Here is a 14,874-nt window from a genome sequence, read left to right as displayed (position 1 = left end):
GCATCTTGTCGGCGTTGGTGACGAAGTAGGGCGAGATGTAGCCGCGGTCGAACTGCATGCCCTCGACGACGTCGAGCTCGGTCTCGAGCGACTTGGCTTCCTCGACGGTGATGACACCCTCGTTGCCGACCTTCTTCATGGCGTCGGAGAGAAACTTGCCGATCTCCGCGTCGCCGTTGGCCGAGATGGTGCCGACCTGGGCGATCTCGTCGTTCGAGGTCACCTTCTTGGAGTTCTTGACGAGGTCCGCAACGACGGCTTCGACCGCGAGGTCGATACCGCGCTTGAGGTCCATCGGGTTCATGCCGGCGGCGACCGACTTGGCGCCTTCGCGCACGATGGCAGCGGCGAGCACGGTCGCGGTGGTGGTGCCGTCGCCGGCCGCGTCAGCGGACTTCGAAGCGACTTCGCGCACCATCTGCGCGCCCATGTTCTCGAACTTGTCGTCGAGCTCGATCTCCTTGGCGACGGTGACGCCGTCCTTGGTGATGCGCGGCGCGCCGAACGACTTGTCGAGCACGACGTTGCGGCCCTTTGGGCCGAGCGTGACCTTCACGGCGCTGGCGAGGATGTCGACGCCGCGCAGCATGCGGTCGCGGGCGTCGACGCCGAATTTCACTTCTTTGGCTGACATATTGGTTTCCCTGAGTTGTCTTGGTCTCATCTCACCTTGGCGAGGCGCCCGGCAGGCGCTCCTCCGAGGTGAGCGGTGCGAGCGGTTGGCTAGGCGGCCTTCTTCTTCGAAGCGGGAGCTTCGAGCACGCCCATGATGTCGCTTTCCTTCATGATCAACAGGTCCTGGCCGTCGATCTTGACCTCGGTGCCCGACCACTTGCCGAACAGGACACGGTCGCCGACCTGGACGCCGATCGGGGTCAGTTTGCCGCTCTCGTCGCGGCCACCGGGGCCAACGGCGATAACTTCGCCCTGCGAGGGCTTTTCCTTGGCACTATCCGGAATGATGATGCCGCCAGCGGTCTTCTCTTCTGCGTCGATGCGCTTGACCACGACGCGGTCGTGAAGCGGACGGAATTTCATGCAGCCCTCCTAAGCATTTGCACGAGTTAGAGATTTTGGAATTCTAGCAATCGATGCCCGTGAGTGCTAGTCGCGGGCCGAGCTGAGATAGGATAGGATTTTTGCGGGAGCAAGGGACTCTGGCAGAAAAATAGGCGCTCAGGACGGTCGACAGTGGTTAACCGGAGACGTGCTTGGCTGGGGTTTTAGCTGGTCGCTGGTATACCTGTCGCACGCCCAATCAAACCGGCGAGTCGCCAGCGCTCGCCCAAAACGTAGTGGCTACGCAACTGCCGCTGATGCCGCCTGAACTGTTTGGCGTGGGCGTATCGGCCTGCCATCATCGCGGCTGTCTTGGCCACACGAGCATAGGATTGCCGCAGCCTGACCCCGTGCCTCCTCGCCAGGCGATTGAGCCCCTTGATGGCCGCCTGCGACAGTTTTTCGGAAAGGTGATGGCCTTCGGTTGCACCGTGGTGTCGATCGTGACGCGCTTGAGGTCCTGGCTGCGCAATGCACCGACCTCGTGCGCCACCCGCAGGCTCTCGGCCAGCAGCAGCTCCAGCTTGTCGCCGAGCCGCTTGCGCCAATGGCTCAGGTCGCTTCGCTCGTGCGGGAAGGCGTGCTGGAAGAACTCTTCGCCGGTGAAGAACTGGAACTACGGGTCGTGGACCCAGCGCTCACAAATGCCCTCATCGGACAGCCCGTAAATGTGCTTGAGCAGCAAGAGCCCAATCATGAAGCGGGTCTCGATCCAGGCCGGCCGTTCTCGCTGTAGAGCGGTGCGACCTCGCCGTCGATCCAGTCCCAATCGACCTTGCCGGCGAGCTGAACCAGCTCGTGCTTCATGTTGATGATCTGATCCAGTCGCGCTCGGAACAGATCGTTCGATCCCGTCGACTTGTGCTTCTTCGGACGCATCGCTCCCTCCGGTGCACCACAGAATCATGGTCCACGGCGAAAGGGAATCTGGAGGGTTCTGTGAGGTCGCGCTCACGCGAGGGCGCGGCAAGCGCTTATAACGCGACCTCATTGAAGCCGGATTGAACGAAGGCGCGGGAGAATATGCACGGTGGTGCGGCTATGGGGATAGTTTGAGATCGCGGGTTGCTATCGGCAGACTGCGGAGCTGACGCGGCGACGTTTTGGTTGCGCAATGGCGGCAACTTGAGACGGAGAGCATTTTACCGGCGGTAGCGATCGATGGCCCGCTGCATCGAATAGTTTCCGGCGCGCTGTTTGGCCGCACGGATTCGGCAGCGTCTGCGATGATCGAGACGATGGGATCATAATGGCAAATGACGATCTTCGTGCACGGCATGAATTGGCTCACGATGTGTCGCACCGGAACGATTGGGTTGGAGTGTCGGAACGACTGAAGCTGTGTCGAAAGCGCTCGATGATGCGCATGACGCCACCACAATCAGGACAGGCGGGAACCTTGGGCCGCGTCAGAGCGTCCGAATCCACAGGCGACGGCTCGCCATCGTTTGGCGCGGTCCGCTCACGATCGAGAAGTTTGCGGCAAAGGGAGAGTTTGGCAGCGCGATGGCCGTTGGCCATGAAGCCGAAGTGACGGATGCGATGGAAGCCATCGGGCAGCGTGTGAAGAAGGAAGCGGCGGATGAACTCGTCGGGCTTGAGCTTCATGATCTTTGTCGCGCCGTTCTGGCGGTAGTCCTTCCAGGTAAAGGCGACGTGATTCTCGTCGAGGGCTACGAGCCGGCAATTGGCTATTGCAACGCGATGGGTATAGCGGCCGAGATAGGCCAGCACCTGCGCGGGGCCGCCGAACGGCCGTTTGGCGTAGACGACCCAGCTGATGCGCCGCATAGCGACGAGGTGAGCTGCGAAGGCAGCAGGCTCGGCCAGGGATGCGAGATCGCCGAAGAAGTTCAGGGTGCCGGCGTCGAAGGCGGCGGTCAGACGTTCGAGGAACAGGCGTCTGAACAGCCGGGCGAGCGGTTTGACGGCCAGGAAGAAGTTTGGTCGGCTGGCGATCCAGCGCGCGCTATCGGGCGAGAGGCCGCCGCCCGGCACGACGCAGTGGACGTGGGGATGGTGCGTCAGCGCCTGCCCCCAGGTGTGGAGGACGGCGACGCCGCCGATCCCGGCGCCGAGCCGGCGTGGATTGGCGGCGAGCGTCGACATTGCCTCGGCGGCGGCTTTGAACAGGATCGCATAAACGATGGCCTTGTTCTGAAAGGCGATCGCGGCGATCGGAGCCGGCAGTGTGAAGACGACGTGGAAATAGGGAACCGGCAGCAGGTCGGCTTCTCGCGCGGCGAGCCACGCGGCTCGGGCTGGCCCCTGACACTTCGGACAGTGCCGGTTGCGGCAAGAATTATAGGCGACGCGTGTCGTGCCGCAGTCGTCGCAAGCCTCCATGTGGCCGCCGAGCGCCTCGGTCCGGCACGCCACGATCGCGCTCATCACGCGCCGTTCGACCCGACCGAGATGACCGGCACGGTCACGGCGATAGGTGTCGCCATGCCGGCGCAGAATATCGGCAATCTCGATGGCGGGCCTGTTGGAGCGGCTGTCGGGGCGGATCATCACCCGCATCCGGCCGCGGATCATCGAGGTGGCGTCACCTCCAGCGACAGGCGATCGAGCGGGCTCTGCGTCGCTCGGATCGTATCGGTGGCGACCTGCGTGTAGCGCGCTGTCGACGACAAATTATTGTGCCCGAGCAAGACCTGGATGATCCGGATATCGGTTCCGTTCTCGAGAAGATGCGTCGCGAAGCTGTGGCGCAGCGTGTGCAGCGTGACGCGCTTGGTCAGGCCCGCAGCCTTCACCGCCGACCGACAGGCGGCGTGCAACACGGTCTGATCGATCGGATGATCTTGGTCACGACCCGGGAACAGATAAAGCCGCGGCCGGGCAAGCCGCCAGTAGGTGCGCAGGATGCCCAGCAGCTGGGGCGACAGCATCACGTTGCGATCCTTCGCGCCCTTGCCGTGGCGCACCTGGATGACGCCGCGGGCGCTGTCGATGTCTTCGATCCGCAGTCCCGCGACTTCGGAGGCCCTGAGTCCGGCCGCATAGGCCGTGGTGAGCGCGGCGCGGCTCTTCAGGCTGGACACGGCCTCGAGGAACTGAACCACTTCGTCGGCGCTGAGCACGACCGGCAGCTTGCGCGGTTCTCGCGCATAGGGAATGCGCTCCGGGATGAGCGCCTCGCCGAGTGTGACGCCGTAGAAAAACCGTAGCGCACAGACGATCTGGTTCAGCGCCGGCCATGAGATGCCGGTCGAGACCAGATGCACCTGGAAGGCGCGGACGTCTTCCAGCTCTAACCGGTCGGGCGATCGGCCAAAATAGCGGCTGAACTTCGAAACCGCGCTGATGTAGGATCGTTGCGTCGCCGGCGACAGATTGCGGACGGTCATGTCTTCGATCATGCGGCGGCGAAGAGGGCTCAAATCGGCCATCTCGATACTCCTGTCTGAGGGGGTGGGCTCCAACACCCACATCCTCTCAGCCAGGAGGCGATCTACGCCACCTTGCCCCTCACGCCGCGGCAGCGGCTTCGTTCAATCCACAAACGAAATTGCAGGGTTTGACCGCCTCTATCCCCCAATCCCTGCAATCTCAAGCCGTCTCGAATCCGAAAAATAGACTCTCGCTCAATCGCGTAGACCCTTGTTCTCGGACGACGGGGTATTAACGAGAAATCGGCCTTGAGTGACCTACCCGGACTGATAGGCGAGACTGAGGGCGTAGCTGATCGCTCGGATTCATCCCCAGGGACATACCATAGTCTGCGGAGAATGAGCAAAGACGGGCTTGCTGACGCCGCTGCCGATAACGTCGTCCGCCAAGCATCATCGTTGAAGTAGATCTTAGTCCTCGACATCACTCATCAACAAGCCGCCGGAATGCATAAGTATATTCTAAAGCGATCCGGCGTGCCTGTTCAATGAGATTGGCGGCGGCGCTATGCCCCCCGTCGGTATTCTCATAGTAGAGGTACGGTTGGCCCAACGCAGCGAGCCTCGCCGCTGCCTTGCGACCATGCGCTGGATGCACGCGGTCGTCCTTGGTGGACGTGAGAATGAAGGGGGCCGGGTAGGTCTTGCCTGGCACCAACCTCTGATAGGGCGAGTAGGCCTCGAGCCACTTGCGCTGTTCGAGAATGGTGGGATCGCCATACTCGCCGATCCAGGAGGCTCCGGCGCCCAGCTTGGTGAACCGAACCATGTCGAACAGCGGAACCTGTAAGATGGCCGCATTGAAGAGCTCGGGTCGTTGGGTGATTGCGGTCCCTACCAGGAGGCCTCCTTGGCTACCGCCGACTACGCCCAGCCGGCGGGGAGAAGTGATTTTGCGCCGGATCAAGTCCTCCGCGACGGCGATAAAATCATCCCATGTGCGCTGCTTCGTTGCTCCTTGGGCAGTCTGGTGCCATTGGGGCCCGAACTCACCCCCGCCGCGCAGATTCGCGACAACATACGCGTTGCCCTGCTCGAGCCAGAGTCGTCCGGTGAGGCCCGCGTAAGAGGGGATGAGCGGAGTCTGAAACCCACCATAGCCATAGAGAAGCGTTGGAGTTGATCCGTCAAACCTTGCGCTCTTGGGTCGTAGCAGAAAGTAAGGAATGCGGGTGCCATCGCGCGAGATTGCCTCGAACTGTTCGACGACAAGTCTCGAGGCGTCGAACCTAGGAGGTGTCGTCTTCAGTGTCTCAAGGCGTTCGGTTGCGGCGTCGAAGTACCAGAGCATCGTCGGGCTAAGAAAGCTGGAGACGGTGAACATCGCCTCGTCCGTTGCATGCGATGCCGCAGCCAGACCGACACTCGCATTCTCTGGAAGCGGGATCGGCGTGGCCTGCCAGGCGCCCTGATGGTACTTGTAGACGAACGCCCTACTCTGAACATTGTCGAGAATCGTTAGGATTAACAAGTTTCTTGTGGCGGTGAATCCGCTGAGCGCTTGTCGAGGCCCAGGCTTGAAAACGAACGTGGGTCTGGCGCGCAGCGGATCCTGCTTCCATTCGGCCAGGTCATACGAGATGATCGAGCCGGCTGAGAAGGGGGTGTCTCCGGACGGTGCCATCCAGTCTTCGTTTAGCGTCACCAGCAGGCGACCACTCGCGATGCCCCCGATGGTCGCCTTCTTTGGCAGATTGAGCTTAATCGGCTTGGACCCAAAGAGAACATACTCATGCTCGAACGAACTGATGCTGCGGACGGCGCCGGTCGCATGGATCCTGCCTTCACTGTCGCGCAGCACGAATGGAGTGGCCCCGACATCGGTCGGCTCGCCACGGAAGACCTCGTGTGCTTCCGCGAGCGACTGAGCGCGCTTGAGCTCCTTCACAACGAAAGGGTAACCGGCTTGCGTCATGGTCCCTTCGCCCCAATCGCGTGCAATTAGGACCGTGTCGCTGTTTACCCAAGTGACCTGCTGTTTTCCCTCGGGAAGTTCGAAGCCGTTCGAGACGAAGGTTTTGGCAACTGCGTCGAACTCCCGGACGAACACAGCGTCCTTTCCGCCCTCTGAAAGGTGGAGCAAGCACAGGCGCTCTTGGGGCGGAAGGCAGCTCGCCCCTTTATAAATCCAGTTCTTTTTCTCCGCCTCCGCCAGAGCATCCACGTCGAGAATGGTCTCCCATCGTGGGCTTTGGGTTCGATAGCTTTCAAGCGTCGTACGCCGCAAGACGCCGCGCACCTGGTTCTCGTCCTGCCAGAAATTATCGAGACCGCGCTGTCCCAATGAGACGTACGGAATCCGGTCCTTGGCCTGAAGAACGTGGAGCGCTTCCCCGTAGAAGCGCTGGTAACGTGGATCAGATTGGAGCGCACTGAGTGTCTTGCCGTTCTCGGTGTGAGCCCAAGCTAATGCGCGCGGCCCTTCGATTTCCTCAAGCCAAAGAAAAGGATCCTCAGCCCCGCTCGCAGACGCTAGCGCCTGGGACAGTCCCGCGGCCATCAAACAGCTCATGGATAGCGACGCTGCGAGAAAAAGCGAATTTTTCATGGGAGTTGTCCCGAAGTTAGCCAGCCGGACTTGGGCGTCTTGCTAGTGAGTGGAAGCATTCGGAAGATGCATACTCGGCTTCAAAGAGCGGGCATGCGGGAACTGCGTCCGCTGGCTTTCGATGGAGCAAGCAGCGTGCCGCTTGAAAATTGGAGGTTCTCCAGTCGTTTCCAACCCATGTAAGTGTCGACTTTTTGGACATCCGTCTCAAACCTGACAATCGGCTCTTAGTAAGGGCGGCATGTTGCGCAGCGGCCGCCTTGCTCATGGCACCGTTCGGCCACTCGCAACTCGGCTATGGGCAGCATCATCCGTCAACAGTTTCGACTTTAGGTGTGAAGTGCGACCACAAGTTCGATCTTCGCGGCCTCGCCGGCACCATCAGTACCCCGCGAAGGCCGCCCGTACTCGATGTGATTTGCGGCCTGTTGGCTGGGATAGACTTGAGGCGATTGGCGTTGAGCAACGCCTTTGTCCGCCAGCCAAACGCGTAACCTGCGGCAGGTTCGGCGGCCGAGCCCGTATGGAAGGCGCTCGACGCCACGATTCCTAAATTCCGCAGCGGGATCTCTCCTGAGCAAGCGTGACCGCGGCGAGCCCCAACATCACGTCGCCGGTGAATCCGAAATGGAGACGATAGAGCCACCAGATTGCGCAGCACCGGTCGAGATCGCACATGGCGAGCGCGCGCCTTATTGCTACGACCATCCGCGCCCTCGGCTTCATTCCTCGTATCATCTGGAAACCTCGACGTCTCGGCCAGCGTTCTCTATTTCGTGTTTTGATCGGCGATGGTTCGCTGTGCGCGTGCATTAAATGGACAGGTAGCTAAGATTGATGTTCGTCATGCGCTCTTTTCCGCGTTTCGAAGCTGGCTGCACACGCCTATGTGCATGCGATCTACCGTGACCCTACGGTGGAGGTACTGCTTGCAAAACGCCCAGATCTGGTAGGGCCAATTGACAGGACTCCCATCCGATAAATACGCTCGCGCAATCCCACTGCTACGCAAAGCGACTGCGCCACCTGCGACGGTCGGTTGCGGCTACGCGACCTTTGCTGACACCTCCTTAAGAATACCTCCGCGTCCGCCAAGACTATGTAGGCTCGCACCGGCAAAAACTACGCCGCTTCCGAGTGCCCTCCACGGTCACCGGTTTCGCGGCCCAACTTGCGCGAACCCAGCCGACATCGAGCGCTGGTTTGGCGGCCAAGCCCCGTCTGAGCGCGCTGGCAAGTCTCTGCCTCGCTGAACAACACCTCGGACAGTTCGGCCCGCCGCAGCACACCATCGTGCAGCGCTTGTTGGGATTGATCAGACGCAAAGCAGCCGAGACAATCATCCCGCGCACGGCTAAAGGTGCGACGCTGGCCGCGTGTAATGGGCATTCCGCGACGTCCCCCAGTCCTCCGAGGTGCTATGGTGCAACCTCGGACTGGCCGACAGCAGGAGCTACATCGGTCAAGCGAAAGTAACATCCTCAGGTGAGGCAATACGGGGGGCAATATTGCAGCCCGGATGACAGGTGCGGCACCACCCAGACGAAGTGGCCAGGATGACCGTGCATCGTGGGCCGCCAGCGGGTCCGATGATGCGTACCCACTGGCGGCGCGAGCAATCCACTGCTAAGCGGTGAATCGTTTATCCAGGTAAGGAGACCCGAAGTGACCGCAGGACTCCAGTCCGGCGCGATCGCTTCACCGTCGGGTTGCGTCTCATACCCGCGTAAGCTTAACGAACCCTCCTTCGGCTAATTCGGCTTTGTAGGCCCGTCCGTTAAGCTGGATTGTTCTGGGGTTATTAGCGGTCGGCATGAAACCTTCTTCGCGCAGCTTGTCCATCAGGGCAGGTGTGGCCCATTGCTGTGGTAGCGGCGTTCCGAAGCGCCGGTGCTCCGTGAAGAATGCTCCGAAGTCCGGTACCCCTGCCCGGCCGACCCCAACCACTTGGTCCTCCGCAGGGTTATGAACAAGAAGAACGCGATTGGACCCATCCAAACCGGCCGTGTAGCGGTGACCTCGGATTTCATAGGTCATCGTCGGCTGGTCCGAGTCAGGCAAGAGACCCTGGTGGAACAGCCTCTCGACCATGAAGTCAGGCGCGATTTGCGAACCGTGTGAGAATCTCCGGGGAGCGGCGAATGAGACATCTACCGCTTCCTCAAGTGCGGCAGATGATGATGGTCCCGCTTCGTTCATGATCTGACTGAACAAATCATGATCTTCTTGTGTCCAGACGTGCGCCGTTGGTGATTCTGGTGAACGGGCATTGTCGATCGGGTTCGTATCCATAAAGCTCTCCTTTCTATTACGAGAACAAAGGCCTCTTGAAGATCTCCGCAGGGAGTGAGCTGAAGTTCGTTACGAATTCAGACATGGGCGGCTTCGTCATCGAGAGGCCAAGTTTGAGTGTTAAAGAATGTTTGGGTCAGGGATCGCGCTTCAGATTAGGTCGAGGATGTCGAGGCAATCTACTCGAGAGAGGCTGGAGCCGGTCCTCGATCCCGCAGACGAACGCTTGACGAGCCGCGCCGTGTTGGGCGCAACCATCGGCAATATTCTCGAATTCTACGACTTCGGGACCTACAGCTTTTTCGCGATACAGATCGGCCAAGCATTCTTCCCGGCAACCGACGCGTTCGCTAGCCTCATGCTGTCACTCGCAACCTTCGGCGCAGGTTTTGTGACCAGACCGATCGGGGCCATCGTACTCGGCTCGTATTCGGATCGGGCCGGCCGACGGCCCGCGATGACCGCCAGCTTTACCATGATGAGTGCCGCGGTCCTATTGTTAGCTATCACGCCATCGTATGAGACAATAGGACTTGCCGCGCCGTCACTAGCCGTCTTCGCACGCTTGCTGCAAGGCTTTGCTCTCGGAGGTGAAGTGGGTCCGACGACCGCCTACTTGATGGAAGCGGCCCCCGCTGACGCGCGCGGTCTTGCTGTCTCCTTTCAGCCCGCGAGCCAGCAGATAGCTGCGACGGCCGGAGCGTTGGTTGGAGAAATACTCTCGCTCACCATGACAAGCGAAGCGCTCAATGCGTACGGATGGCGGATCGCGCTGCTGCTCGGCGCCGCTACGTTGCCGTTTGGACTTTGGTTGCGGAGCGTCTTACCCGAAACGTTGCACCGGCCCGAGGCGCACGTTCTGGTCGCCCAGCCTGGAGACCAATCGAGTGCCGATCGCCGCATCATGAGCTTGGGATTGTCATCTTGGCCAGCTGCACGATCAATACTTATGTTACGGGATATATGACCACCTACGCGATGAACACCCTCCACGTTTCCGCGCCGCTCGCCTTTGGTACCACGCTCATCAGCAATGTGGTCGGAATTGCTGCGGCACTGCTGGGCGGCCTGCTCGCCGACCGCGCAGGTCGTCGTCGGATCATGATATGGCCGCAGGTCACTGCATTGCTGATGACCTATCCGGTATTCTTGTGGATTGCAGAGAGCCGCAGTGCCTTCGCACTTCTAGGAGGTCTCGACGTCCTCACCCTGATCGGAACGATTCCGTATAGCGCCTTCTACGTGAGCATGGCCGAAGGTTTGCCCAGGAACATTCGTGGTGGCGCCTTCGCGACGATTTACGCTTTTGCGATAGCGATTTTCGGAGGCACAGCTCAGCCGATCGTCACCTGGCTGATCCACCTTACCGGGAGCGCGCTCGTGCCCGCCTGGTACATGCTTTTCGCTAGCGCGGCCGGGCTCTTTGCCATGCTCATGATGCCGGAGACGGCTCCACTCAATTTTACACCTAACTATAAACGAGCCTTCGTAACGCCACGACGGCTACCCTAGGTATTGCCGGAACAATGGACATCCATGACGTCCGAAATCAATGCGAACCATCGAACCGAAGGGCGCTATGGGCGTGGCATGGAAAAGCAATAGATCCTGATAATTCGACCAGTTTTAGATCGAGCGCGGGCTCGCGTCGAAATACAGCGTGCTGTCTAAAACGACTTTCCGTTCACTCAACCTTCGCCGATGCGGCGGTCGCGTGATTTGCAGTAGTCCACCGACTGGCTGGAAGTGAGCAATCGCTTGATCATCTTTGAGAGAACAAAATGGCGCCGCTTGCACCATATGCCAGTGTAACTCGCATGAGGACGCGGCCGCTGTCGGAGCAAGCGGCCGCACGAGGCTCGATCCTCGTTCTCTGCTTGACTTGTTTTCGGTCCTCAGTGTCGTACGCACGAGGGATCGGTCAAACAAAAGAACAGGTCGCAGATACCATCCAACGGGTCGTCCGCGCACTGAGGATATGATGTATCGGCTACCTCAATCCTGCCAGCAACCGGTTGCGCGGCAACTTTTGCAGCAAAAGGAGGCACCGCCGTCGTTGCAAGCGCGAGGGCGCTCGCCGTCACTAACACAGACTTTATCATTCGAGAAATCGCTTCCCTAGGTTAGCCCCAACCGTCCTCGATGGTCTATATGACGACGCTGTAAGCGGTAAAATTGATTTTCTCGATCAGATCTATCTAGGGAATGGATAAGTCCGGACATCACCGTATGGCTCAATGTTAGCCCGCTCTGAACCTGCAATCCGCTTCATGATCGAACGCTGGAGGAGCCGCGGAGTGGTCGATGCATGTCTGGGAGCACTCGAGTACAGCGCTTTCTTGAATCCGGCTTGTATCGTCCGAGCAAGGCGAAAGTCGGTTTGCATGGTCCCGCACATGCGCTTCCCGAACGCGCCTGCGTCACACTTGGGCGCGCGATGTTCATCAGCGAGTGAGAAGACTGCGAAGATCGCTTACCCATTGTCTTGTTGGCCTGGGCTGCAGAGACGCTCAAGGAAAAACGACGAGCCCCAGCATCTTTGGGGGCCAAGGAGGCTTGATGCTGGGACCGTCGTAGCCTTATGCAAAAGTAGCAAACAGGCGGCGTTGTTGTGCACCGCCCGGCTTGATTCGTCAAAGCGGCCATGATGCTCAGCTCCCGTGCCACCGAACCATCTGCGATCCGCTGAAGCTCCGCCGACGGTTTGCGCGCCAGTTTGCCGCGGGCAAACAGGCGAAAGCACTGTTACATCTGGGCGGATCGCCGCCGGCATCAGGTACATATTTTCCATCTGCAATACTCAGCGGCCTAACTTCTCGCATGGGTGCCGATGTTCGCCACAGCCCGGAATGGCAGCTTGCTTGTGGGACAACCGACAATCCCTCCGGACCGCGGGCTGATACCCTGCCGTGAGGCGAGTTCTCTCCCGGGCTTCATCCTTTTGTAAGATGGGCTCGGCGCTGCTCAAGCAATCCGCCGCGCCGGTCTGGAAGCACGAACGCTGCCACCGAACGGCTCACCGCCGCACGGCAACCAGCTCACTAGATCCCCAGTCGAGCCATCTGCGCTGAAACGTGCTCCGGATCGGGAAGTGGCTGCCACGGCCGACCAGCGGCGGTGCTCAACAAGGACCTACAGAACCCAGCAGTGAGCTTGCCGCGGTGGATCACGACATTTTCGTGACCCTCGGCGGCTCGAGCGTTCTGCCAATGCTGATTGTATCCGCGCTGTTCGTCGGACTTCACGTGGCAGGCGGCGAATTCGCGATCGCCCAGCGTTGCCAATTGCGAGGCATAAACCGGCTGCTCGGTATGGATGTGCACCCACATCGGCCTTGGCATCGCGCCGGTACGCAGCGCCCTGGGCTGCAGCTTGATCTCGAATAGCTTACCTGGCTCTCCCTTCAACGCTTGCGGCGGACCCACTGAGTCCAGTTCCCCCGCCACGCGCAACTGTTCGAGATACTTTTGCGATGGAAACGGGTACGTCTTCATGCAATCGCTCGTGATTGCTGCCTTCCGCGCTTTCAATGAGTTTGCCTGTCCCTGCACCTCAGACGACATCGCCTTGAGCCGGAGTATTTTTTCGTGCACTTCGGGCACTTGCGCAGGCGTGAGCAGGCCACGTCGGCGAGGCTCCTCCAGCGCGGCTGCACAGGCCTCAATCTCGGCGGCCTGCGTCTGCAAGCGCCTAATGACGAGATCCAAGACGTGGTCGGCGTCCTCGGGCTTTATCTGGCGCGCTTGCGAGACGGCACTTTGCTGAGCCGGCAGATCAAATTGCAGCAGCTCGTCCAGTCGCTCGAGTAATCCCGCCAGTGCTTTCCTGGAGGGCGGAGCCCGCCACATCTGGAGGTGCTCGGTAGCAGAGGTTGACGCCCTCGCGCGTGCCTCCTCCGCGGTCGCGAGTTTTTTGGTACCGAGGTCCGAGAGCACGATAACCTTGCCGGTTCGGGCCGTGGCCGCATCGAGCCTGGCGACTTGCGGCTCGGGCGGGCGGGCCGTCGAACTCCCCTCGCCTGCGGCCGCTGCGCGCCTTCCTTTGCCCTTTCTGCGCGCTGCACTGCTTTCGCCCACCATGGCGGTATTTTCCGGCAGCGCAGCCCAAGCCGGCGGTTCAATCGTGGCTGCTAGCTTTGGCTGCACTGCCAGCAACCGCATGACTTCGTTCGCGGTAAGCCACGCACCTTCCACGATCTCGTCCAGCAACTGCAACGGAAGGTCAGCTCCCGTTCCGACCGCCCTCAGCGTGGCAACCATGGAACTCACCCCTGAAGCGAATTCCGAAAGCCGCTCCATGACACCTTCCAGAACGGCGCGATGCTCGGCGTCGAGCGGTGCCCCGCTGCTGTTCAGAACGGCCTCGGCGGTCGAGACGAATGCTGGAAAAACATCTCCGATGAAGGTCCCGAGCAGACGCACCCGCCCGCTCTCGTCCATGAGGGCGTCGTGCACGTCTGGGTCGAGCGTGTTCGCTCGCGAGTCAATCAAGAGCTCCACGAGAGCGATCCGCGATTGCAGATACATGCACTTCGTATTGAGAGCCCAGCCGGTATGCAGTCTTAATGCGGCCTCTTCGGCCTTGCGCATCTCGGGCGTGCTGCTTGGCAAGTTGGCATTAGCCGCACAGACAGACTGCATCCGCTCCAAGCGCAACACCTTCTTTCCCCACCATTCCATGCAGGCTTCATAGTAGTTCGCCACGCCTGCAAACGCGCCGGACACCTGGGCGGGCGTACCGGTGCCTCTGATCCTCGGGAGCCAGCCTGTTGCTTCCTTTCTTTTCTTCTCCAGCTCGTAAATAATCCGGGTGGCCACTGCGTTACATTCATCGGCCGCGTCCAGCGTGTCATCGCGGAGCCGGCGAGCCGGATCGTCGGGCAGAATGCGACGCGCCAAATTGGCAGGCAGATCCGCGTAGTACTCCAGAACTGTTGAGCCTGCTTTGACGACTTGATCGATCAGCTCTTGCGCCTCTTGCAAGTTCTGGGCGTGCGTGGCCGCTCGACGGCTAGCTTCAAGCTCCTCAAGCAGGCCGCCCATTTTTCGCCTTGCTGCCTTGATCTCGTCCCGCGTTGGCGCCGCCACATCCGAAGTTGAGTTGCCAAGCGCCGCGGTCCTGTCTTGAGGTCCAGAGCGCATCCGCTCCATGACGGCATCGAAAGATTGACTGCGTCCTCCCGGGAAGAGGCTGGGCTCCACGCTCGAACCGCTCACGTCTCCGGTGTTGCCGGCTCCTGCGGCCCCCACTTCCGATGCGCCGGCTCGGCCATGCCCGTCATGCTTCGTCTCCGATAAAAGTCGCGAATATGCAGCCCGTCTGATAGACCGCGTGACTGACGACTAGTGGTTCATCTCAGTGATTTTGACTCTTTGGCGGTGGTTGGATAGGCGCGGCCGAGTTTGTCGCGTGCTTTGTCGGTTGTGAACATCCATTTGATGCGGTCTCGGGTCTTATTTCGCCGCCGTTGCCATGCTGCGATCTCGTTTTGGAGCCTTTTGGGATCGTCGATGCGGCGGCCGAGACATTGGCGCTGTAGCACGCTGATCTCGCACTCGACCATGTTGAGCCAACTGGCGT

General features: G+C 60.3%; 7 protein-coding genes and 3 pseudogenes. 1 reads left to right on the top strand and 9 read right to left on the bottom strand.

Annotated features, from left to right (window positions below; translation table 11 throughout):
• The 7 genes and pseudogenes from OWC48_RS45340 to OWC48_RS45310 all read right to left on the bottom strand — a co-directional run.
• The coding region (locus OWC48_RS45340; protein WP_282525833.1) for a TCP-1/cpn60 chaperonin family protein at window positions 1-634 on the bottom strand (634 nt) is incomplete at its 3' end.
• A gap of 89 nt (window positions 635-723) precedes the next feature.
• The gene (locus OWC48_RS45335; RefSeq protein ID WP_282525832.1) at window positions 724-1,038 is read right to left on the bottom strand and encodes a co-chaperone GroES; all 315 of its coding nucleotides are present in this window, start codon (window positions 1,036-1,038) and stop codon (window positions 724-726) included.
• Between the two features lie 263 nt (window positions 1,039-1,301).
• Window positions 1,302-1,938: pseudogene (locus OWC48_RS45330) on the bottom strand (transposase); the annotation flags it as partial.
• A 408-nt stretch (window positions 1,939-2,346) separates the two neighbouring features.
• Entirely contained in the window at window positions 2,347-3,573 is a 1,227-nt protein-coding gene (locus OWC48_RS45325) for an IS91 family transposase (protein WP_282525831.1), read from the bottom strand.
• 20 nt (window positions 3,574-3,593) lie between these two features.
• Window positions 3,594-4,454 (bottom strand): tyrosine-type recombinase/integrase, encoded by an 861-nt coding sequence (locus OWC48_RS45320; protein WP_254106640.1) that lies wholly within the window; start codon window positions 4,452-4,454, stop codon window positions 3,594-3,596.
• 424 nt (window positions 4,455-4,878) lie between these two features.
• Window positions 4,879-7,002 carry a prolyl oligopeptidase family protein gene (locus tag OWC48_RS45315; protein ID WP_282525830.1) on the bottom strand — a complete coding sequence of 708 codons (2,124 nt, stop codon included), beginning with the start codon at window positions 7,000-7,002 and terminating at the stop codon, window positions 4,879-4,881.
• Between the two features lie 1,716 nt (window positions 7,003-8,718).
• Window positions 8,719-9,294, bottom strand: coding sequence for a hypothetical protein (locus OWC48_RS45310; protein ID WP_282525829.1), 576 nt, complete (start codon window positions 9,292-9,294; stop codon window positions 8,719-8,721).
• 166 nt (window positions 9,295-9,460) lie between these two features.
• Between OWC48_RS45310 and OWC48_RS45305 the strand changes: the two are divergent.
• A pseudogene (locus OWC48_RS45305) lies at window positions 9,461-10,806 on the top strand (MFS transporter).
• A gap of 1,529 nt (window positions 10,807-12,335) precedes the next feature.
• Here OWC48_RS45305 and OWC48_RS45300 read toward each other — a convergent pair.
• Both OWC48_RS45300 and OWC48_RS45295 read right to left on the bottom strand, forming a co-directional pair.
• Window positions 12,336-14,435, bottom strand: a complete 2,100-nt coding sequence (locus tag OWC48_RS45300; protein ID WP_404979932.1) for a hypothetical protein — start codon at window positions 14,433-14,435, stop codon at window positions 12,336-12,338.
• Window positions 14,436-14,644: 209 nt separating this feature from the next.
• Window positions 14,645-14,874, bottom strand: a pseudogene (locus OWC48_RS45295) (IS630 family transposase); the annotation flags it as partial.

Origin of the sequence: Bradyrhizobium sp. Arg816 (assembly GCF_029989365.1) — a bacterium.
In the GTDB taxonomy this organism is placed as follows: Bacteria; Pseudomonadota; Alphaproteobacteria; order Rhizobiales; family Xanthobacteraceae; genus Bradyrhizobium.
The sequence above is the reverse complement of the archived record's forward strand: the minus strand, read 5'-3'. Positions and strand labels throughout refer to the sequence as shown.